This window comes from Paenibacillus sp. TC-CSREp1 (genome assembly GCF_050171015.1).
In the GTDB taxonomy this organism is placed as follows: domain Bacteria; phylum Bacillota; class Bacilli; order Paenibacillales; family Paenibacillaceae; genus Paenibacillus; species Paenibacillus silvae.
In genome coordinates, this window is record NZ_JBNOKM010000003.1 from 385,315 (window position 1) to 407,971 (window position 22,657).

General features: G+C 42.8%; 20 protein-coding genes. 18 read left to right on the forward strand and 2 right to left on the reverse strand.

The genetic code is table 11. The features are described 5' to 3' along the window. Nucleotides 1-55: 55 nt before the first annotated feature. The 11 genes from ACQSGY_RS06560 to ACQSGY_RS06610 all read left to right on the forward strand — a co-directional run bounded on the left by ACQSGY_RS06560 (nt 56) and on the right by ACQSGY_RS06610 (nt 13,061). A complete protein-coding gene (locus ACQSGY_RS06560) occupies nt 56-814 on the forward strand; it encodes a hypothetical protein (protein ID WP_427051175.1) in 759 nt (252 codons plus the stop codon). A 12-nt stretch (nt 815-826) separates the two neighbouring features. Then, nucleotides 827-1,378, forward strand: coding sequence for a hypothetical protein (locus ACQSGY_RS06565; protein ID WP_427051176.1), 552 nt, complete (start codon nt 827-829; stop codon nt 1,376-1,378). 87 nt (nt 1,379-1,465) lie between these two features. Then, nucleotides 1,466-2,086: a hypothetical protein gene (locus ACQSGY_RS06570; protein ID WP_427051177.1), complete on the forward strand. Its 621-nt coding sequence runs from the start codon at nt 1,466-1,468 to the stop codon at nt 2,084-2,086. A 33-nt stretch (nt 2,087-2,119) separates the two neighbouring features. Then, a complete protein-coding gene (locus ACQSGY_RS06575; protein WP_427051178.1) occupies nt 2,120-2,692 on the forward strand; it encodes a hypothetical protein in 573 nt (190 codons plus the stop codon). A 4-nt stretch (nt 2,693-2,696) separates the two neighbouring features. After that, nucleotides 2,697-3,395: a hypothetical protein gene (locus tag ACQSGY_RS06580; RefSeq protein WP_427051180.1), complete on the forward strand. Its 699-nt coding sequence runs from the start codon at nt 2,697-2,699 to the stop codon at nt 3,393-3,395. Nucleotides 3,396-3,398: 3 nt separating this feature from the next. Beyond that, nucleotides 3,399-6,125, forward strand: coding sequence for a discoidin domain-containing protein (locus ACQSGY_RS06585; protein ID WP_427051181.1), 2,727 nt, complete (start codon nt 3,399-3,401; stop codon nt 6,123-6,125). Between the two features lie 23 nt (nt 6,126-6,148). Further along, a complete protein-coding gene (locus tag ACQSGY_RS06590) occupies nt 6,149-7,345 on the forward strand; it encodes a discoidin domain-containing protein (RefSeq protein ID WP_427051182.1) in 1,197 nt (398 codons plus the stop codon). Between the two features lie 53 nt (nt 7,346-7,398). Further along, a complete protein-coding gene (locus ACQSGY_RS06595) occupies nt 7,399-8,556 on the forward strand; it encodes a discoidin domain-containing protein (RefSeq protein WP_427051183.1) in 1,158 nt (385 codons plus the stop codon). A 48-nt stretch (nt 8,557-8,604) separates the two neighbouring features. Then, complete coding sequence (locus tag ACQSGY_RS06600) at nt 8,605-10,596, forward strand: hypothetical protein (protein ID WP_427051184.1); 1,992 nt, start codon at nt 8,605-8,607, stop codon at nt 10,594-10,596. A 23-nt stretch (nt 10,597-10,619) separates the two neighbouring features. Further along, nucleotides 10,620-12,455, forward strand: coding sequence for a DUF7594 domain-containing protein (locus ACQSGY_RS06605; protein ID WP_427051185.1), 1,836 nt, complete (start codon nt 10,620-10,622; stop codon nt 12,453-12,455). 303 nt (nt 12,456-12,758) lie between these two features. Beyond that, on the forward strand, nt 12,759-13,061 hold the full coding sequence (locus tag ACQSGY_RS06610; RefSeq protein ID WP_427051186.1) for a YunC family protein: 303 nt from the start codon (nt 12,759-12,761) through the stop codon (nt 13,059-13,061). 912 nt (nt 13,062-13,973) lie between these two features. On the opposite strand, the gene mtnA is transcribed toward ACQSGY_RS06610, so the two are convergent. Next, a complete protein-coding gene (gene mtnA, locus ACQSGY_RS06615) occupies nt 13,974-15,062 on the reverse strand; it encodes an S-methyl-5-thioribose-1-phosphate isomerase (RefSeq protein ID WP_427051187.1) in 1,089 nt (362 codons plus the stop codon). 4 nt (nt 15,063-15,066) lie between these two features. Continuing rightward, a complete protein-coding gene (mtnK, locus tag ACQSGY_RS06620) occupies nt 15,067-16,284 on the reverse strand; it encodes an S-methyl-5-thioribose kinase (protein WP_427051189.1) in 1,218 nt (405 codons plus the stop codon). 341 nt (nt 16,285-16,625) lie between these two features. Between mtnK and ACQSGY_RS06625 the strand changes: the two genes are divergently transcribed. The 7 genes from ACQSGY_RS06625 to sufB form a co-directional block, all read left to right on the forward strand. Next, the gene (locus ACQSGY_RS06625; protein ID WP_111271519.1) at nt 16,626-17,087 is read left to right on the forward strand and encodes a Dps family protein; all 462 of its coding nucleotides are present in this window, start codon (nt 16,626-16,628) and stop codon (nt 17,085-17,087) included. Nucleotides 17,088-17,152: 65 nt separating this feature from the next. After that, entirely contained in the window at nt 17,153-17,731 is a 579-nt protein-coding gene (locus ACQSGY_RS06630; RefSeq protein ID WP_427051190.1) for a DUF1802 family protein, read from the forward strand. Nucleotides 17,732-18,192: 461 nt separating this feature from the next. Continuing rightward, a complete protein-coding gene (gene sufC / locus ACQSGY_RS06635; protein ID WP_145403029.1) occupies nt 18,193-18,975 on the forward strand; it encodes a Fe-S cluster assembly ATPase SufC in 783 nt (260 codons plus the stop codon). Nucleotides 18,976-18,999: 24 nt separating this feature from the next. Further along, complete coding sequence (sufD, locus tag ACQSGY_RS06640; protein WP_184179502.1) at nt 19,000-20,304, forward strand: Fe-S cluster assembly protein SufD; 1,305 nt, start codon at nt 19,000-19,002, stop codon at nt 20,302-20,304. Further along, nucleotides 20,301-21,521, forward strand: coding sequence for a cysteine desulfurase (locus ACQSGY_RS06645; RefSeq protein ID WP_427051191.1), 1,221 nt, complete (start codon nt 20,301-20,303; stop codon nt 21,519-21,521). The genes sufD and ACQSGY_RS06645 overlap by 4 nt, the downstream gene beginning before the upstream one ends. Continuing rightward, a complete protein-coding gene (sufU, locus tag ACQSGY_RS06650) occupies nt 21,511-21,942 on the forward strand; it encodes a Fe-S cluster assembly sulfur transfer protein SufU (protein WP_426334420.1) in 432 nt (143 codons plus the stop codon). Before ACQSGY_RS06645 ends, sufU begins: the two co-directional genes overlap by 11 nt. Nucleotides 21,943-21,962: 20 nt before the next feature. Further along, a partial coding sequence (gene sufB, locus ACQSGY_RS06655; RefSeq protein WP_427051192.1) for a Fe-S cluster assembly protein SufB occupies nt 21,963-22,657 on the forward strand: 695 nt, incomplete at its 3' end.

Consider the following 22,657-nt stretch of genomic DNA (forward strand, 5'->3'; position numbering starts at 1 on the left):
CTAAAGTTATGTACGAATAGGTAATCTAGTAGATTAACAGTTAGGTAGGTGAACTATGTCAAATGGACTAACATTAGCGCAAGTAGAAGCATTAATTAGAGGAGCCGTAAAGGTCGGTGAAGGCCAGCCTGGTGATCATGTAGAAGTAGAAAAAGCGATCGAGCAGGCAATCGAAGCTACAAAAAAGGCTTTAGAGGCCGCTGAATATGCAGAAGAAGTTTATCATACAACTCAATTAGTATTCAAAAATCCTGTCCCTGACCTGATCGAGCTTAATGAATCTTACCCGTCTCCTGAAGTAGGCTGGACGGTGCAAACGTATAAAGATGGCAAAAGATTTCGTTTCAACGGAGAAATCTGGGATGAGATAGATATATTTGGACAAAATCTTCAAGTTGTAAACTCATCAATGAACGGACTTATGAGTTCAGCAGAGCACATAAAATTAAATGAGATTCCATTAGAAGTAAAGGATCGAGTCCTCGTTTTTTGTAAAGAATCATATGTGTATCCTGAAATTATCGGGGTCTTAGCCCCTTTTCCATTTCAAGGAGAAATTCTAAGTGTGAAAGGGTATTGTTCTGTACCGGGTGAGTCGCTAACGGAAATTAGGATTGAACGATCAAAAGATTTTGTTGAGTGGCAAGATATAATGGAAGTTCCGATGAAATTTGAAGCACTGCAACATCAAGATAACGGCGAAGCTACATTTTTTGAAAAAAAGGTAGAGCCGGGGGATGTTTTCAGAATACATATCGTTAAAGCGGATTCGAAAATGCGGCACCTTACAATTCAATTAACTATTAGAACATAACCATAAAGGAGAATGATGAGTATGACACAACCAATTATTACATGGATGGACGCAACACATAGCCAAGAGATTGTAGGCCCGTTTGATTATCAAGTTATTGATGCAGATGATAAAAGTGAAATTTTTATTTTTAATATTTGGAACAACAAAGGCGGTGCTACGGATGTATCCAAAATGGAAGATTGCACAATCACTACACGAGACCTAAACGGAGGTACTGGAGATACTCCAGAATTCAATATTGAAGCTGTAAAAAACAACTGGTTCCATGTACAGGTGGACTCCCTTGGAGAAAATGATCTGGATGAAGAAAGCTCTCGAGTAGGTAAAGATTTCTCGAAACCGATTGGAACGACAGGTAAAACAATACTGGATCATTCCGGAACACCGTATGCTACACCACTTGTGCCTGGAACAAAGGAAATTTTAGGCGTCAATAATAATGGCCAACCTCAAGATGCGGCAGGCAACTATGTGACGCTTTCCATTCAATGTGAGGTTCCTTTGAACGCTCGCAGCGGGAAACAGGAATTCAAGAAACGTATCTCATATCGTTACGTTTAAGTAGGATATGGTAGGGGTTTATAGAAAGAGGCAGGCGATTTGCCTGTCTCTTTCCGTTTTTTATAAAATATTCAAGGAGGTAAATCTGTGATCTTAGGTCAGAAACAGTATGCTCGTTCACCGGTACCGCAAGCTTACGTTTGGATTGCTGATTATTATGATGGAACTTATTTGAGCGAATATGATTTGCAGACACAACGTGCAGCGAATTTTTATAACATTCAAAAAGATAAGCTTGTGTATTTCGGAGTTATTGGTCAAGGCTCGCAAGCGTATTACAATGTTGCTAATGGTGTCTTTCATATTAACATGGATCGCTATTCGATCGCTTATGAATGTGAAGGACATGAGTACCCGCTAACGGGAAGAACTTTCGTTTACAACGATATTATCCAATACAAGAATGGATCTTCCGAAACAAGCATGAGAGGATTCACAGGTCGAAATAACACGGGAACTTTCAAAAATGCAATTGAGTGTTTTAATTTTGGCTACAAAAAAACAATGGATCTGCATAATGCCAACATTAACTTTCAATGTGTTTGTTCTTTACCAATGAATCAGGGTGCATTTTTTCAAATTAAAATCACTTCGAATATAGACCTGCCAGGTCAGTTAGTCATTCGCAAAAATGGATTGATCATAGATCGGATTGCAGCTCCCTTGAAAGCAAACCATGCAGGCATGATGAACTGGGATCTTCGCTAACGAAATTTTCGACAAGACAGGAGGTGTATAGATATGGCTATTCAGGAGATTGGTTTAGACATTGATTTGTCTATAGGTATTTTTCAAAATATGATTTACGAGAATCAGAAGTTATCACTTACGGAGCAGGGACGAGATTTGGAGGGCAATGTGATTTATGCTTCCTCCGGTTCATGGGAATCTAATCCTATTCGAATTCAGGATAAATTTGCTTCTTTCAAAGGTGTATCTGCCAAAATTAATAGCTCGGCTGGCTCGGAATATAAAATCTACTGGAGTATCTCGGATGATGGATTTCAGTGGACGGAATATGAGGAAGTGCAGGAGCAGCTTGTAGAGCCCAAAGCTCAAGCGAAATATGCCAGAGTGAAAATCGAAATTACTGCCGAAAAACAGCAATCCACCTTTTACATAGACAGCTTCATGGAGAAGGGCAAGTATAGCAATTCTTACGTAGAGAGTGATTCTGGTGCACTTCAGTTAAAGACCAAGTACTCATTAAACATGGATCAGACAGCGGTCACTTCAACAGGAGTGGTCTATCGGCAGAAGGTTGAGCGTACGAAATTCAAAAAGACGGATCAGATCAGAGTAGGGAAGGGGTGATTCGATGGCCGTTCCAGCAACGACGGGGCAATTGAGAGAACGTGTGGAAGATATGGAGATTGGGGATTACATTGTCTGGAAATACGATAGCACGATTACTGGATATATTTTTGGGGGAAGTACAAGTGGGTATACCGAGATTGCGGTAACAGGACATCCATTAGGCAGTATGCCAGCAAAGTATTTTTGGTATGGGATTAAGGTAGATAAAGGACTATTAATTTCAGATCGAATTGTAAGTCACACGGTGACATGGGATTGGTTGAACACGAATAAATTTGTTGAAGGTTTTCCACTTACAATAAGTGGGATTTCGGGTGCTGTTCGTTCTCTTTCTGGTGGTGTATTGTATGCGGACGCTAACGGAAATAAGTCAAATGCCGATTTAGGATATGGTGCATTTCCTTCTATGAATGAATGGGATAAATATATTATTAAATTTCCATTCAACAAAATTTCAACAGGGAATACGTTGGATGACGTTTTTCATTATTTAACGAATTATACATGGTGTAGAGAAACACCGATTTATGGAACATGGAAAGACTCTGCTGGTAATACCAGTTCGTCTGCATCTAGCTCGCATCGTATCGGTAGGGGAAGTAATACTAGAACACAGTGGAGTGACTTGAACTATGCTGGAAGTTCAAATTCTTCTGCAACATGGGGATTTCGTCCAGTATTTGAATATAAGGAGGTGTAGTGGATGGCAACAATAGGAGATCAATTAACAGCGCCAGAAAGTGATTGGAGAAGGTATGATGACATTGACCCAGTAATTGTCTATACAGGAACTTGGTCAACAGAAACTCTGGCTGGTAACTTTGGAGGGAGCGCAAAATATACCTCTACAATTGGTTCCGTTATGAGCTTCACCTTTTTTGGCACAAAGCTTCGCATTATCGGTGGATTGTATAGTGGTAGAACAACAACAGCACAGGTGATAATTGATGGTGCTGTTGTAGGAACCATTAACGAAGACTCGACAACTTCAAGAACGAAAGCACTTGTTTTTGAGAAGTCTGGACTAACTAAAGGAAATCATGTTGTCCAAATTAAAGCTATGGATACAAAGGTACTTATTCTTGATGCAGTTGACGTTGATGAGGATGGATACCTTACCAGAACAATCGGAACTGTATTGACTACACCAGATACAGGATGGAAGAGATATGATAATACTGATTCTGGCTTTAAATATACTGGGTCAAGCTGGATTCATGAGTCTAATACTTCCGCTAATAATTATAACAAGACTGATAGTTACACTAAAGATAGCATAGGGGGGCACTCCATAAAGTTTAACTTCTATGGAACTAAACTAAGGCTCATTCAAGCTAGTTTTTATAAGAATGACTTTTATTCTGATGAAGCAAAAATTATTATAGACGGTGTTCAAGAAACGTTTTCTAAGAAGGACTCTAACTCTTCCAGTACAGTGCCTAATCGTCAGATGTTGTTATATGAGAAGTTGGGTCTCGAACTCAAAGTCCATACTGTAGAAATTCTTTCAGGATCAAACGGAGTCTATAGAATTCAAAATGATGCTATTGACATCGACTCGGATGGTCGCTTATTTCATCCTGATGAAGTAACTAATCCCATAGATCTTACTATTGGAAAGCGGATTCGCTGTTACTACTCTACAAATAATGGAGTGGTGGGGAATTTTGCGTTCTTTGGTCAAGAGACAGCACCATTTATTACAACTTCTGCTGGTGCAGGTGGAGACTTGTATTTTATTTGCGTAGACAAAGATCATGCTGGTCGATTGAAACTTATTGCAGATCGAAACATTCAGCATAGTATTAGTTGGGATGCGATAAATGCAAGCGGTGTTGCTTCTGGTAGTGGAGTTCAACTTCCAAAGAGTGGATACTATTCGAGCATGATTCCAGCAATGACATCCAATACAAGTCCCCAAGGTGTAGCGGCGGCAAGCACAATTTACAGTGCATCCTTGGATGCATGGAAAGCATTTGATAAAAATACCACTGATGCAGGATGGCTCATGCAGAGTGGAAAGTGGAACGGAGCCTGGATCAGCTATACATTCTCACATCCAACAGTTATTAATAAATATGGAATCAAAGGGCCGAATTCTAATGCAAGTACGGATTGCGCTAAGAGTTGGAGATTCGAAGGATCTAATGACGGAACGAATTGGACTGTGTTAGATACAAGAACCAATCAACCAGCATGGTCAACAGGGGAATATCGGGAGTATGTGTGCACGAATAAAGCTAATTATAATACATATCGCCTAGTATACACTGCGAATTATGGTGGAGCATACGTTCGAACAATGGCAGTTGACATGTTCCAATTGATCGAAGAGAATTCAATGCCAAGTGTTGATTTATTAACTCTTCGGCTCCCTACTGGTGGTATTAATTCTAGCGACAAAGATAACGAGTGGGATCAATACATTGTAAACTCTACTCTAGACGGAAAAGTTACTGCTGGAGATAACAATGTGTGGAATTATAATGGCGGTGCTTCTTGGACTTCAACGACCAATGTCGCTGGATCAAGCAATAGAACGGGTCGAGGTGCTAATGGCGATGCTGGTGCAAGTGGGTATAATCCATCAGCCTATGTAGCGGCGGCAACTGCCACAGGATTCAGACCAGTCATGGAGGTTACTATCCTTCCTATGTATAGATCGCTAATTAAGTATGAAGGAAATTATGATAAATATTCACTTAATGAATATATTAAATCATCAAATAATAATGCTATTCCAAATATGACATCTAACACTTCACCATCAGGTGTAGCTAGTGCAAGTAGCATGTATGTTGGTGTATCAACATATGAACCATGGAAAGCATTTAACGGAACATCATCAGATGGATCAGACGGTTGGGCAACTGAAAATGGTAAAGTTTCAGGTTGGTTAGCTTATAAATTTACAAATCCAATAAATATTTATAAATATGCAATAACATCAAGAAACTCTGCAGAATCTGGTGCTCATTCTATAGATTCAGCACCTAAAACTTGGACTTTTGAAGGCTCTAATGATGGAGATAATTGGGTTGTACTAGATACAAGAGTCAATGTCACAGGATGGAATATAAATGAGACAAAGAACTTTGAGTTAGAGAGAAAATATATATCGAATTTTGTTCATTATAGATTAAACATATCTGAAAATAATGGTTGGGGGAGTTTTACATGTTTCGCAGAATTGAGATTGTTTGAAATAAAAATTATATCAACTTCAGGATGGAGTACAGTATCAACAACTTCACCTCCAGAAAACACTTTTATTAATGAAGGAATGGGCGATTTATCTATCCTTGATAGAAAATCAATGGATATCGTTCAAGTTATGACCAATACAGGTGATTTAGGTTCAGGTAAAGTTTTTAAGTCAACAGTGAGCTTAAAGAAATATATTGATATTAATAACTTTTATGTAAAATAATGTTTTTAAGGAGATGGATAGTTATGCCCGTAAAAGTGTCAAACGTTATCCCTAAAATGACGTCCAATACTGCACCATCAGGAGTAGTGAGTGCAAGTAGTATTTACTCAAGTGCATATGACTCTTGGTACGCATTTAATCAAACGAACGACCAAGGTTGGGCATCAAGTGGTACAACAATTGACCAATGGTTATGTTATCACTTCGCCTATCCAATAGCAATTTCTCAATATACTATTACTTCCAGAAATTCAACAACATCAAGTGATTTACTTCAGTCTCCAAAAAAGTGGAGATTTGAAGCATCAAATGATGGTTTGATTTGGACAAAGATTGACGAAAGGGATAATATTACAAATTGGGGCGTTGCAGAAAAGAGAGTTTTCACCTTTAATAATAACATTAAATTTCAATACTATAGAATTTATTGCATCAGTAATAATGGATCAACCACCGCATTCGCGATAAATGAACTAGAAATGATGGAATATGATTATCTCAGTAAAATCTTACTTTCTTCTGGTGGTAGAGCCTATTCAGTTTCACAAGACATTTTCTCAACTGAAATTGCCATTCCTCCAATGACTTCTAACACTGCTCCTTCGGGAGAAGTTAGTGCAAGTTCACAATATACTGCAACCACTTACTATCCTTATTTTGCATTTAATCAAACCAATACAGGTGCAGGGGATTGTTGGGTAACAGCGAATGGTCAAACGACTGGATGGTTGCAATACAAGTTTAATATTCCAAAGGTTATTTCTAAATACGCTATAACCAACCGAAACAATGGAAATGTCTATGACAATACTCCTAAATCTTGGACATTCGAAGGATCAACTGATGGGGTGAATTGGGTAGTGTTAGATCGAATAGAGAATAATCCAGCGTGGACAAGTGTGGAGTCAAGAAACTTTAACTTCAAAAATGAAACATCATATCTCTACTATCGTTTGTCAGTTACAGTCATACATTCAGGAACATACTTAGCTATTGGTAAGCTTGAAATGTATGAGTACATCAAAGGATTCGTTTACTCCTTGCCTAGTAGCGATGAAGAAACTTTCATTAAATATGGAGTAGATCAAATTAAGTTAAACAGTCTCTACGGAAAAAAGGTGTCTATGGAAAAAATAAAAGTTGTATTAGGTTCAGGGAAAACATTCGAACACACAGTTGATATGTCAAAACGAAGGGTAGATAAAATTAAATTAGGATAATGCAGAACACATCTATATGGTGTGTTCTATTTGTTTTGATAGGAGATGATTAAATGGAGCAATTTATAGCAATAACACCTAAAATGACAAGCAATACGGCTCCGTTAGGTACAGTTAGTGCCAGTAGCCAGTTAGTAATATCACCAAATAGTTATTCTGCTTGGAAAGCATTAGATAAAGTCGATGATTCTTTTCCTTGGGCATCCACAGGGCAAACAGGTTGGTTAGCTTATGAGTTTACACAGATAACCACAGTAAGCAGATACTCTTTATTACCAAACAGCGCCGCTTTAACTCAAGCTCCTAAGAAGTGGACATTTGAAGGATCGAATGATGGAACAAATTGGACTGTTTTAGATACACAGATAAATCAAACGGCATGGTCAGTTGGAGTAGCAAGGCAATATGATTTAAATCAGAGAGCCTTTTATAAAAAGTATAGAATTAATGTTACTGAAAACAATGGTAACACCTATCTATCAATAAGTGAGTTTGAAATGTATGAAAAGTTTTCTAAATTTTTAATTTCATCTGAAGATGGACACTATAGTATCAAAAATATACACAAAGATAATGCTATTCCTGCTATGACAAGCAACACTTCTCCATCGGGTATAGCTGAAGCCAGTTCAACATATTCTACTTTTTACCCATGGAAAGCTTTCGATAAAATTGTAGATCAGAATGGATGGGTTACTGCAAGCGGAGTTTTAGTAGGTTGGCTTAGTTATGAGTTTCCTTCTGTTATAACCATAACAGGATATTCTATAAAATCTGGTACAACTCCAGCTAACAGACTCCCGAAGAATTGGACTTTTGAGGGATGGGATGGCGCAAAATGGATCATTCTTGATTCTAGAGTAAATGAACCTAACTTTGGCACAGAAGAGTCACGTTTCTATGTATTTATAAATAAGATTGCTTATAAGAAGTACAAGATCAATGTCACTGCGAATCAAGGTGCTGGAGACTTCTTATCAATTGGTGATTTTGGTATGTATGAATCTAATAAATATGTATCATATGTGCAAAATACAGAGAGAGATTTCATTATAAATGGCATGAACAAAGGAATGGTCATTGAATTGAATGATGAATTTTCAGAAAAAAGATTGTTGGTCAAGAATAATTTTCAGCTTGGTTCAGGCAAAGTATTTAAGCAAAAAATAAACACATCGAAAATACCAATCAAGAAAGCATCTATCACATAGCTACGTTAAATGATCGTTTGATGTGAGATTAAGAAAGGAGAAGAAGCCGTGGCAATAGTATATATTAAAACGCAAGCGAATAATGCAGAGAGTATTGGGATGTTTTTATGGATGCGACTTAAACAAAATGGATCTTATGTAGCTATAAATAAAGATGATAATCTTGTCAGTCATAACATGAACGCTCGTACAGAAGGTATTAATGAAGTTTTTAATGGTGATAACAGAACCGGAGCACCTTACTATAACGGTACAGCATCCAAAGCATATTATATTTTCAAATTTGTTATTGAAGGCACATTCTCCTTGGAATTCGTGGATTGGGTGAATACAACCTATGGTAAAGCATATAGTGTTTTCATTAGTTACGATAATATTAACTACGAGCTAATTGCTAACAACAATACTAATAATGGAACAGGTAAAATCTTCAGTGTGATGGTAACCGTCATCAAGAATCGTTTAATTGTAAGTGACAATCTAGGTTATAAGTCATACATGAATGGTTGGATTGATCTTGGTTTAGCGTATCCTACCGAAACTATGTTTATAAACCAAGGAATTCTTAAAGAGAAAATACCAGAAATTCCATTATCAGCATGGAAATCTCTTGGAGGAGAAGTTGAATTTCATTTTTACACAGATGATCCCAACAAAACAGAGGTATCCTTCAACGTCGAAACCGAACCTTTTACCCTCGCACAAGAGTGGGAGGACAAAGAAATCAAAATTATAGAATACACAGACGATCCGAATCAAACGGAATCTACAATCACGATTGAAACCGAACCGTTTACACTTTATGACGAGTTAGGAGACAGTGTGGACGTTTTTTATTACACTGACGATCCAGAGAAAACAACGGCAGAATTGAACATTACAGCGAACTACTCCCCATTGGATGAACTTGAGGGAGATTTTGACGTGGTAACATGGACAGATGATGAGGATGTTATTAAGGGTAATAGAGAACTGGTACTATCTTATGATGCGCTGCCTTTCGAGCAGATTATTGTACAGCCAACTGATTTTGAATTATATGGCGATTTAAAAAAGCTGGTGGCTGCCAAAATCAATGACAGTCGCACCGAAGGAACGTTAAGACTCGCTGCTTCGTTCGACTCTGGTCTGACGTGGAAGACATATCGTTTTGATAAGTGGGTAAGTCTGGACATTCAGAACACAACCTTGTTCAAAAGAAAAGGCATGATTGTTGAAACGTTAAATACCATTCCTGAACAAGACCTGACAGGGCTAAATCGGGTTGCGTATTACTTAGATAATAGTGAGCATTATGAAAACAGCTACGCTTTGGATCAGATGAAGATGGTTGTGGATGCTCCTCGTCATACGGCGGAAGTGCAGCAGATGGCACTACAAATTTTGAATAGGACCGCTACAATAAACCTGACCTTTTCTGGAAATAAACTGCAAGGTGTACTGGATGATGCAGACAAGGGTAAAGTGAGATACCGGGTGCTCTTAAATGGTCAATCGTATTACCCAGCAGATGGACAGTTTACACGTTTACTGCTTTCGCCTTTTAATATTGAGATCAACATCGATGAACAGAAAGTCCTCTTCGGTAAGGAAAACACAATAAGAGTAGAGTTTCAGGATTATTGGGGTACTGTAGATATCTGGGAATCTAAATTTATTGGAACTTACTCAGGACTCATGTTTATGGACGAATCTGGCGACTTCCTTTCGGATACGTTTGGCGGCATCCTGAAACAGCTTGATTATGGAGTCCTTATTGCTGGACAAACGACATTAACGAAGAAGGTGAAGCTGATCAATCAGCTTGGTTACACTGTCGACCACGTTTATCTCGAGATGGATAAGAAATTCCAGACGAGTGGAGTGGAGGTTCAATTATCCAGACAGGCTGATCCATTTCTGCCGATTGATTATCTGACATACGGGTTGATGGAACCGGAAGGGAGTGTTGATTTCTTTATTCGAATTGCAACCGATATTCATGCCAAGCCAGATCCAAACGGAATTTTTGAGATGAAGGTCAAGGCTGACCGAGTGTAGCTCTCAATACAATGAGACAGGAAGTGAGTGAAATTAACAACGGGGAGACGTCATTAAACAGCTATGTACATATTAAGAGTCCGGAGAATCGCTTTAGAGCGAAGTATGTTTTATATAATCAGATAGACACAGATTTGCCCTCAACATTGACATCTGCTATAAGGAAAAATAGTGAGAGATTTTCCCGTGTTTCTGCTCGTGTAGAGCAATCCAAGGATATGAGCAGTTCATTATCTGTTGTATATGCAATGCAATCAGAGCTACATGCATCTATTCAAGCATCACCGATAAGTGATCTGGCAAGTGCATTTTATGTAAGAGAGCATAATCGTGCACAGGGCAAATATGAGCTTTTGGAGGCCCCGCGCATCACGGTGAACCTGCAACCTGTTGCAGATGCGACCACTCGTAGTCAGCTCCGCTTACAGACAATCAATTTTGGTGATACACAGCGTATGATGATAGGCCGGGATGAATTGGAGCAATTCGAATCCTTTATCCATTTCGGAGATATAGACACACGGATACCTAACCTGATGTACCTGGAAGAAGCCAAGCTAAAATTATATTACACAGGAACGATCACGCCAGGTGCATCTATTGAGCTGCATCAGCCTAATACCTTGTGGAGGGAATATGGAATCACACATGCCAACAGGCCTCATTCCATTCAACAGTTGACTTCAAGCTATCGAATCAATGCGAATGAGCGCTATGTTGAATTTGATATGATGGATACATTGAAGATGTTGAGAAACGGTGAACTCCAGAACATCGGCATGATTATCCAGTCTAACGATTCATTTCCAATCTATTTCAACACCCGTGAGTCTGCCAAGCCACCTGTATTACAGATCAAATATATTACTTCGCAGATTTATTCCATTGGACGTACAGAAAAAGAAAGTGGACTTTTTGTCTATGGAGTAGGACGTAAGGAACTCAAAACGACGTTATTTGTGCACAGTGATATTGGTTTCGCTTGGCTTCAATCTAACTTATACATACATCGCTATGAAGATCATATGCATCATGATGTACCTGCTGTTATAGCTGTGAATCGTCCAGATCTAAACTCATATATGGGCATAGCTAATCGAACAGTAGCAAGGTTGGATGCAATCCTTTCGGTAGTTGAAAGCACGGTGAGTGAGAGAGAGGCGTCCATTTATGTCTCCAAGCCTGAAGTTCCAGCCATCATCACAGTCTCGATAAGTACAGAGACACAGAGGGCTGGTGAATTAGCAGTTAGGCGGAGCACCGATGATGAGAAAGTGGCGGAACTTGCCGTATCTCATCCTGATTTACCAGCCTTTCTGGAAGTCTCTAATTACATCCAGGCAAGAGAACCTTTAAATTCTGTGGTAACAGTTAGATGTGACGCTGAGACTTCAATAACTTCTGAATTTTCAGTTAGTAGGCCTGATCTTGGCGGTGTGTTCTGGACCAGAGTAACGGATGAAGATGAAAAGCGCGGTATTATAGAGATTCCTTTCGTCGAGGATATGATTTCTCATTTGACTGTATCCAGACCCGATGTTATTTCAAGCTTGGAAGTTAAATATTCGAATGATCTGAAAGCACATATCGGTGTCAAGGAAAGAGCATACTTGGAGGGCTTCGTTCAGGTTCGAGCATGGAATGATTTGCGGTCCATGGTTGATGTTAGGCAGATTACGGATTTGCATACTGAGATGATCGTTTCTAAACCTGACCTGTATACGTGGATCCAACCAAGAGTAGTTGCTGATGAGGGATTGAATTCCGTTGCGAGCATTCGTAAACGGAATGCGAGTGATCGAGTCGTGACATTAATTGTAAAAGAGCCTGGAAATCAGGCGTATTTCTATATTTTATAAAATTCTACTATTAATGAAGCCGATAAAATGTTGGGAATAGAGGGCAACTGTGCCCTCTATTTGTTTGCCTATTTTTCGCTTCTTCTTCTCTTTCTCCTTAGCTATTTCTTTTCTACTCCCATAAAATTTGCATAACTGCAAATAAGACAGCCCAATTATGCACACCAATCTCTCTGTGATAAAAACTTATTGCAGAGGAAATCGATACACTTTTTCTTTTTTCACGGCTGGTGTCCACACGGCGATCCGCCAAAAGGCATACACTTATCGTGATCTGTGGAAGAGGAGGTGGATCGGGAGATTATGGTGACAATGGAACCGATCGTAGTGGGAGACCATGTGCTCGTGGGAGTAGAAGTCAAACTTCCCAAAACGACACTGTTAACAATTAATACATCCAAAGGATACATTATGTGCGGAGCGCTTGATGTGGGGTTGTTGAATGAAAAGTTGGGGGATCGCAAGATCGTGGCCGCGAGGGCTGTGGGTGTTAGAACGTTAGAGCAGCTGCTGAATGCACCGATGGAATCGGTGACGACTGAGGCGGAGGCCATGGGGATTACAGTAGGCATGACAGGTGTAGAAGCATTGTTGAAAATGATGTGATGTAATGATGTGACGTAAATGGTCTGATCAGGAGCAGCCTTTATGAGGCTGTTTCTGGTATAGTTTTTTTAAGGTATGCTGCTGCTGATGTGCGTGTGGCTTGGGACCTCACTGCAAGATATGTGCTTGGAAAATGTAAAACGAAGAAGAAGGGACCTTCAACGCATCGCATTTCGGCCGTGAGCCAACCAATGGCAGATTGTTGATTCTGAATTTTAACGATTCTCACAAACCTTATTTCGGTGAAATTACAGGTTTAATAAACGTAACGATTCCCAGTGACGCTATTTCCTTCGGAATAGGGTATTTTGAAGGATTTTATAACAGAAAGACTAAAATAGCGTTTCTCGGAATCGTTACGTTTTCATAAGGGCGGAAATACATCAAATAGCGTCATCTCGATTCGTTAGCGTTCAGCACCATGTTGTCCAACACCGAAAACCCAACAAATTCTCAAACGTATCCTCTCATCATATCTCACCTTTAACTTACGACTAATCATTATTCCACCTGACCAAACATTGCGCACGGCACCCCCCACACCACACATTGAAGACCGCACAACACACCCGACACATCGCACACCACTCCACCACACTACACACCGCGCAAACTACATACCGCACACCGCCCATCACACACCACATACACCTCACATCACACGCTGCACTATATCAGCCCACATCACATTGCTTCACCTGCCCAGTAATATAACTACCGTCACTGCAAAAAAAGCTGCCGAGATATTCTCGACAGCCTGGACAAAGTCGGATGAATTCCTTCTTTGCCTTTCTACAATGATAAGCGTCCAATCATTGCTGGACGTATTTAGGCCTGGCCGCACGGCTGGGCATCTTGATGTGCCAAGCTCATTACACCACGCGCCAGGAGATGCACACCGTGCGAAACTAACTACTTATTCTCAGCAAACAAGGCAGCCAGGTTCTCCTGAAAAGGTGCACGAACGATGCCTTTTTCCGTAATAATGGCTGTAACATACTCATTCGGCGTAACATCAAAGGCCGGATTGTAGACTTTAACACCCTTCGGTGCAGTACGCTTTCCGAATCCTTCGGTGACTTCCTCAGCGGCACGCTCCTCAATGGGAATCAGATCACCAGATGCAGTGGACAAGTCAATGGTGGACAGCGGACTTGCGACATAGAATGGAATGTTGTGTGCTTTGGCAAGCACAGCCAGACTATACGTACCAATTTTGTTGGCTACATCACCGTTGGCTGCTACGCGATCCGTACCCACGATGACCGCTTGCACCCAGCCTTTGGACATGACCATACCTGCCATGTTGTCACAAAGCAAAGTAACATCAATGCCGGCTTGCTGCAGCTCAAACGCTGTCAGGCGAGCGCCTTGCAGTACAGGGCGCGTCTCGTCAGCAAACACCTTGAGATGAATGCCTCGCTCCTGAGCGAGATACATCGGGGCGGTCGCTGTCCCGTATTTGGCCGTAGCCAATCCGCCTGCGTTACAGTGAGTCAGTACACCCATACCGTCTGCAAACAGGGGCAGGGCATGCTCTCCGATCATGCGGCACACTTCCTCGTCTTCCTTCTGAATGAGCAGTGCCTCCACTTCAAGCGCATCTGTGCTTTCTGCCAGATTCAGGCCCGCTTCTGCCGCTTGATTCGCCTTTTGCATCATGCGATCCAGCGCCCAGAACAAATTAACCGCTGTTGGACGGGATGTCGCGAGGTGTGCGCAGACGGACTTGACATGATCGAGCCAACCTTGAATGGTGATGCCATCATAAGCTTTGGCTCCGAGCACGACGCCAAATGCTGCCGCAATGCCAATGGCAGGTGCACCGCGCACTTTCATGGAATGAATGGATTCCCATACTTCCTCAGGAGTGTACAGTTTCAGCATTAGAATCGTTTCGGGCAGCAGACGCTGATCGAGCATTTCGAGCTTGTCCTTTTTCCAATTGAGCGAAGACAGAGGCTGATGTTCAGGGGTTGTCATAGATGTTCCTCCGTTCATAATATTAGGCTTTAACTGCAGTGAGGGCAGAAGATACCAGGTCCAGCACTTCACCAATGGTGTTCACTTGGCGATGCTTCTTGAGCAGCGCTTTTCCGACCGCCAATGCTTTGCGCTGTGCACGCTCACGTTCCGCAGTGTCTGTAATCGTGTCAATGTCAGCGACGTGGGCAAGTCCCACGATACGACGTACCATTTTAGCTCCGGCAAAACCAATCGTATCTCGAAATAGCTGCTGCACATACAGATGTTGATATCCTGGCGTTTTAGCCATCGGGTCAACGAGATCGGAAGCCCACAACGCGCGGAAACGAGCCTCGAACTCGGCCCAGACGTCATGCACCATGTTTAAAATCTCTGTCTCACGCTGTTCTCTTGCTGATGGCACCTGAATGCGACCTGACAGTGAAACATAATGAAGCAGCAGGTTCGCCAGCACGGCACCTACGTCAAAGCCCATCGGGCCATAGAAAGCAAACTCGGGATCAATTACTTTGGTTGACTCGGGTGTGACAAAAATACTACCTGTATGCAGGTCACCGTGCAGCAATGCTTGTCCATGGGTCAGGAACTTCTCACGCAGCAGGGCGATTTCCAGATGCAGCTCTTCGTCTGTACGCAGCGCTTCGGCTTCATCTTCAATCGCAGCGTCATAGTTATTATTTTGTGCAATCCGATACGGCTCATCAAAGATCAGGTCTTCCGTAATTTTACATTGGTCAGGATTAACGAATCGTCCCTGCTGTTCTTTCTTCTGCTGCTGATTCATACCAAGGTCTGAAGTGAAAAACAATGTTCTTGCCATGAACTCTCCGATATGCCCCGCAAAAAGGGGATAGGAGGCTCCGTCAATCAGGCCCTTACGCATAATAACGTGATCACTCAGATCCTCCATAACCGTCAGGGCGAGATCGTCATCGTAATGATACACTTCAGGCACCATGCCCGGGCACAGGCGGTATTCCTCTTGTAAAATTTCACGTTCAATCCGGGCACGTACAAGCGATAGCGGCCATGATTCTCCAACCACTTTCGCATAAGGAAGCGCCTGTTTGATAATGATACTTTTATCGGAGTTCTGGTCCGTAATGTGGAAAACGAGATTCAGATTGCCGTCACCAATCTCACGACATTCCAGATTCGCATCTGCCGTAAACGGGCCCGGTAAGGTTTTGGCCAGTTCGATCGCTTCATGGGGAGTTAAAGGATGATATTCAGTCACAGGTGACACCTCCGTATATATGAAGAAAGAGGAAGCTCTGCTCAAGAAACAGAAAACGCTGCTTCAAGCAACAGGAAAACCCACTTCTTTGCTTGGTTTATGACAGTATATCGGATATAGTCTCGTTTTTGAACTTTTTTTTGAGACAACTCAGGTATGCTGTGATTCGAAGATCAGGTCTACGGGTAAAAACAAATAGGCCGGGCAGTTCAGAAAAACCGCGCCAGAATGCACTTTCGCCAATCAGGCGAATCATGATCATTAACTCTCTGTCTTGCTTGCAGCAACACTGACATGTTAGCGGACAGACTAAAATTTTAAATTAAAGGATGGGATTGAATATGGCTACAAAAAACAAAACAGATCAAGCGAAATCCGTAGAACAAGTACTTAATCGTCAGGTGGCGAACCTGAACGTGCTGTATGTCAAAATCCATAACTATCACTGGTATGTTAAAGGCCCGAACTTTTTCACTTTGCACGTGAAGTTCGAAGAATTTTACAACGAAATTACCGTACAGATGGACGAGATTGCTGAGCGCCTGCTCACACTGAAAGGCAGCCCGGCAGCCACCATGAAAGAGTATCTGGAAATGGCTTCAATTCAGGAGGCTTCTGGCAAGGAAGATGCGAACGCAATGGTACAGAACCTGATTGAAGACTTCGCAACACTTTCCAGCGAATATCAGGAAGGTATTGATTTGGCCGACGCGGCTGAAGATCAGCCAACTGCCGATATGCTGACAGGCTTTAAGGCCGATCTGGAGAAACATATGTGGATGCTTCGCGCTTACCTTGGATAACAAGTTGTCAGAAGCGCATTAACCGTCTATACTGCTGTCAAGAGTGACAGGGGAGGACGAATTGGATGGTAGACGGAGCAGCGATACCGGCATTGAAGGAATGGGCCTCAGCGATTAAAGCGCTGGAGGATGGTCGCCAGATCATAGTGATGCGCAAAGGCGGTATTGTGGAGGAAACGAAGCATTTTGAGTTGAAAAGTCCAGCATTTTACCTGTATCCGACTTATGAGCATCAGCGTAAAGAACTGATCAAGTCCCCGGATCAATCCTATGTTGAAGAGTCGCTGGCCGAATGGGAGCCTGAAGCTTCAACGATCCGCATTACAGCTTATGCTGAAGTAACGCAGGATTTGGAGATTCGGGATCAGGAGATGCTGGATCGACTTCTGGAATATCATATGTGGACAGCGGATTTTGCCGAAGCCCGTTTGAAGTGGAAAAAGAAAGATCCGCTCCACGTATTGATTTTACGTGTGTACCGTTTGCAGGAGCCGATGGAAATTGCTGTACTGCCTGAATATAATGGCTGCCGTTCATGGATTTCCATTCCGAATGGTCCGGTGCCGCGCGCGATGACGCCAGTGCTGGACGTTGCGGATTTTGACAAACAGGTACGGAAGATAAACGAAACGCTCAAAATGTAATAGCTTGGCTCATCAAACTTGAGATGATGAACAGGTGAGAGTTTAGATGATTAAGCAAGAGAGACTTATCCAGAGATGGATAAGTCTTTTTTTCATAAACAGCCAACAAGCTGAACAAACTGTGAATTTTGTGATAAATATCACTGTCTGGCTGAGCAGAATTTGTTTTCTCATTTGATTCAAACAGGCATTTATTATAGAATCAGTAGGAATGAAGTTTCCTGAAAAGGACAACAACTGATAGGAAATGACTTGATAATCATTGAGAATCAGTTTAGAATTATTCTAAAGTGATTGTTGCTTTAGCGTGCGTGAAGAAATGCTTTGGAGCGCATGTGAAAATGGCTTCACCCAAGGCATACCGAAACAGAGAAAGTCAGGGGAAGCCCTGTTCAGATATAATAGGCGCTTTTTCGTTTTCGACAGCAAACATCAATTTTAAATGGAGGGAAACATTACACATGACTACGAATTTCGTCATTGAAGGTCTGAAAGCGACCATTGAAGGTAAAGAAATCCTGAAAGGCATTAACCTGGAGATGAAAGGTGGAGAAATCCACGCGATCATGGGACCGAACGGAACAGGTAAATCCACTTTGGCTTCTGCTCTGATGGGACACCCTAAATATGAAGTAACAGACGGTTCAGTAACACTTGATGGTGAAGATGTACTCGATATGGCTGTAGATGAGCGCGCACGCGCAGGTCTGTTCCTGGCGATGCAGTACCCGAGTGAAATTGCGGGTGTAACTAACTCTGACTTCCTGCGCAGTGCGATCAATGCACGTCGCGGCGAAGGCAACGAGATCTCCCTGATCAAGTTCATTCGTCAGATGGAAGCTAAAATGAAAGAACTCGACATGAATCCTGAGTTTGCTCATCGTTACCTGAACGAAGGCTTCTCCGGCGGTGAGAAAAAACGGAACGAAATTCTGCAAATGATGCTGCTTGATCCGAAAATCGTCATTCTTGATGAGATTGACTCCGGTCTGGACATCGATGCTCTGAAAATCGTAGCAAACGGCGTAAATGCAATGAAGAGCGAAGATCGCGGTTTCTTGATCATCACGCACTATCAGCGCTTGCTTAACTACATTACTCCGGATTATGTACACGTAATGATGCAAGGTCGTATCGTGAAATCCGGCGGTCCTGAACTGGCTCACCGTCTGGAAGCTGAAGGTTATGACTGGGTTAAAGAAGAGCTCGGAATTACAGACGAAACTGTAGGTCAAGAAGCGTAAAGACAAAACGGAGGAGGATAATAAATGACTACACAAACAATTCTTCCGGTTGAATCTGAAGCGCTTCGCGCCTTGTCGGAAAGCAATAATGAACCCGGCTGGTTGACTGAGCAGCGGCTCGAAGCCTTGAAGCTTGCGAGCGAGCTGGCGCTTCCCAAACTGGAAAAGCAAAAAATTGAACGCTGGAATGTCAGCGAGTACGGCACATACAAAGCAGGTTCCGCTATTTCTTCACTGGAAGAAGTACCTGCATCCATCAAGGAACTGGTTCAGGATCAAGCAGAAGGCAGTCTGGTCATCCAGCGCAACTCTGGTGCGGTATACTCCAAATTGTCTGCTGATCTGGCAGCCCAAGGTGTAATCTTTACGGATCTGGCAACAGCTGTTCGTGAGCATAGCGATCTGGTTAAACCATATCTCAACACGGCAGTAAAAGCCGATGAACATTCCATCGCTGCGCTGCATGCTGCATTGTGGAATGGCGGGGTATTCCTGTACGTTCCGAAAAATGTAAACATTGAAGTTCCGCTGCAGGCTGTACTGCTTACGGATGATGCTACTGCAACTTTTGCACCTCACGTACTGGTAGTTGCTGAAGCGAACAGTTCGGTGACATACGTGGACAACTACGTATCTGGCGAACTTTCCGCACCGGTATTCCATAACGGTGTTGTGGAAGTATTCGTTAAAGCGGGCGCGAAAGTACGCTTTGCAACGGTTCATCAGTTGAATGTGAACGTAACAGACGTATCCTTCCGTCGTGCAGTTCTGGAAAACGACGGCTCCATTGAATGGATCGTTGGCGAAATGAACAACGGAGATACAGCAAGCAATACGATGAGTGTACTGAAAGGCAACGGATCAAGTTCCGACTCCAAAGTCATTGCTGTCGGTTCCGGTTCACAGAAGATTAACTATACAACTGAAGCTCGTCACTTCGGTAAAAATACACCGAGCCAGATGATCACACGTGCAGTTATGCGTGAAGAGGCATCGGCAATTATCAATGGTATTACGAAGATCGAGAAAGGTGCTACAAGAGCCGACGGACAGCAAACAGAGAAAGTGCTGATGCTGAGTCCTAAAGCGCGTGGAGATGCCAACCCGATCCTCCTGATTGACGAGGATGATGTAACAGCAGGTCACGCAGCTTCTGTGGGTCAAGTGAATGCGGAGCAGATCCATTACTTGATGTCTCGCGGGATTAACCGTACGGATGCGGAACGCCTCATTATTTATGGCTTCCTCGCACCGGTGGTGGCGGATATTCCTTTGGAAGCACTGCGTACCCAATTGCAGTCTCTGATTGAGAAGAAGCTGGGACAATGAACCCATCCATTCGCGAGCAGTTCCCGATCCTCCACCAGGAAATCAACGGACATCCGCTCGTATATCTAGATAGCGCCGCAACTTCGCAGAAGCCTCGTGCTGTAATTGATGCGGTGAAGCATTATTATGAATATGAGAATTCTAACGTGCATCGTGGTGTGCATACCCTTGGAAGCCGGGCAACAGATGCTTACGAGGGTGCTCGTGAGAAAGTGGCAAAGTTTATTAATGCACGCCGCACGCAGGAGATTATCTTTACTCGTGGTACAACGACAGCACTGAATCTGGTGGCTTCGTCCTATGCGCGTGCCAACTGCAAAGAAGGCGATGAAATTGTTATTACGCAGATGGAGCACCATAGCAATCTGATTCCTTGGCAGCAAGTCGCCAAGGAGACAGGGGCTACATTGAAATACATTCCGCTTCAGCCAGACGGTCATATTGAACTGGCTGATGTGGAGCAGACAATCACAAGCAGAACAAAAATTGTTGCGATTGCTTATGTATCCAATGTGATGGGGCTCATTCATCCCGTTAAACAAATCGCTGAGATTGCCCACCGGAACGGTGCCGTTATCGTTGTGGATGGTGCACAAAGCACACCGCATATGAAGGTCGATGTGCAGGATCTGGATTGTGATTTCTATGCGCTGTCCGGTCACAAAATGTGCGGCCCTACTGGAATCGGTGCACTCTACGGCAAAAAGGCGCTGCTGGAGTCGATGGAACCGATCGAGTTCGGCGGTGAGATGATCAATGATGTTGGACTGTACGATTCCAACTGGAAAGAGCTGCCTTGGAAATTTGAAGGCGGGACCCCCATTATTGCTGGAGCAGTAGGCCTGGGTGCTGCTATTGATTTCCTGGAGCAGATCGGCATGGATGAGATTGCTCACCATGAAGGTGTGCTTGCCGCTTATGCAACAGAACGTCTGTCAGAGATTGATGGACTCCGCATTTATGGTCCGGCGAAACGGCATGTCGGCGTAGTTACTTTTAATCTGGGAGATGTTCATCCCCATGATGTGGCTACGGTACTGGATGCGAGCGGTATAGCGATTCGTGCGGGACATCACTGCTGTCAGCCGCTTATGCGCTGGCTTGAAGTAAGTTCAACGGCTCGTGCGAGCTTTTATCTATACAACAACGAACAAGATGTAGATCGGCTTGTCAGCGCCTTAATTCAGACAAAGGAGTATTTTGGCGATGCAACTTGATGATCTGTACCGGCGTGTTATAATGGACCACTACAAGAACCCGCGTAACCGCGGAACGTTTGACAATGACGTCGTTACGGTGAATTTAAACAATCCAACGTGCGGCGACCGGATTTCACTGCAGCTGATGCTGAATGACGGAATCGTTCAGGAGGCCAAGTATACGGGGGAAGGCTGTTCGATCAGCATGTCTTCGGCATCGATGATGACCGAGGCTGTGCAAGGCAAAACGATTGAACAGGCACTCGAGCTGGCTAACCGTTTCTCCTCATTGATGAAAGGGGAAGAAGTCGATTTCGACGATTATGAAGATCTTGAAGCCCTATCCGGTGTGAACAAGTTCCCTGCACGCATCAAATGTGCCACTCTGGCCTGGAATGCATTACGCAAAGGAATTGACGAAGAGGACAATGTACAATAACGATAGGGAGGTCGAGCAAGATGGCTAAAAAAGCACCAGAAATGGAAGAGTATAAATATGGTTTTCGCGATGAGCATCAATCCATCTTTCAAACCGGTAAAGGTCTGACGGCGGAAGTCGTAACTGAAATTTCCCGGATCAAAAACGAACCGGAATGGATGCTGGAGTTCCGTTTGAAATCCTTGAAACAATTCGAAAAGATGGCAATGCCTAATTGGGGCGGCAATCTTGATGAGCTGGATTTCAACGACATTCAATACTATGTTCGTCCTTCGGAAAAGCAAGGGAAAACATGGGAAGAGGTTCCTTCCGAAATCAAAGAAACGTTTGACAAACTGGGTATTCCAGAAGCAGAGCAAAAGTTCCTGGCAGGGGTATCGGCTCAATATGAATCCGAGGTTGTATACCACAATATGCAAAAGGAACTGGAAGACCAAGGCGTCATTTTCATGGATACAGATACGGCGCTCAGAGAGCACCCGGAAATTCTGCGTGAATACTTCGCTACGGTTATTCCGCCAGCGGATAACAAGTTTGCTGCCCTGAACAGCGCAGTATGGTCTGGAGGAAGCTTCATCTACGTACCAAAAGGCGTAAAATGTGAAGTGCCTCTGCAAGCATACTTCCGGATTAACTCCGAAAACATGGGTCAATTCGAGCGTACATTGATCATTGCAGATGAAGACAGCTTTGTTCACTATGTAGAGGGCTGTAC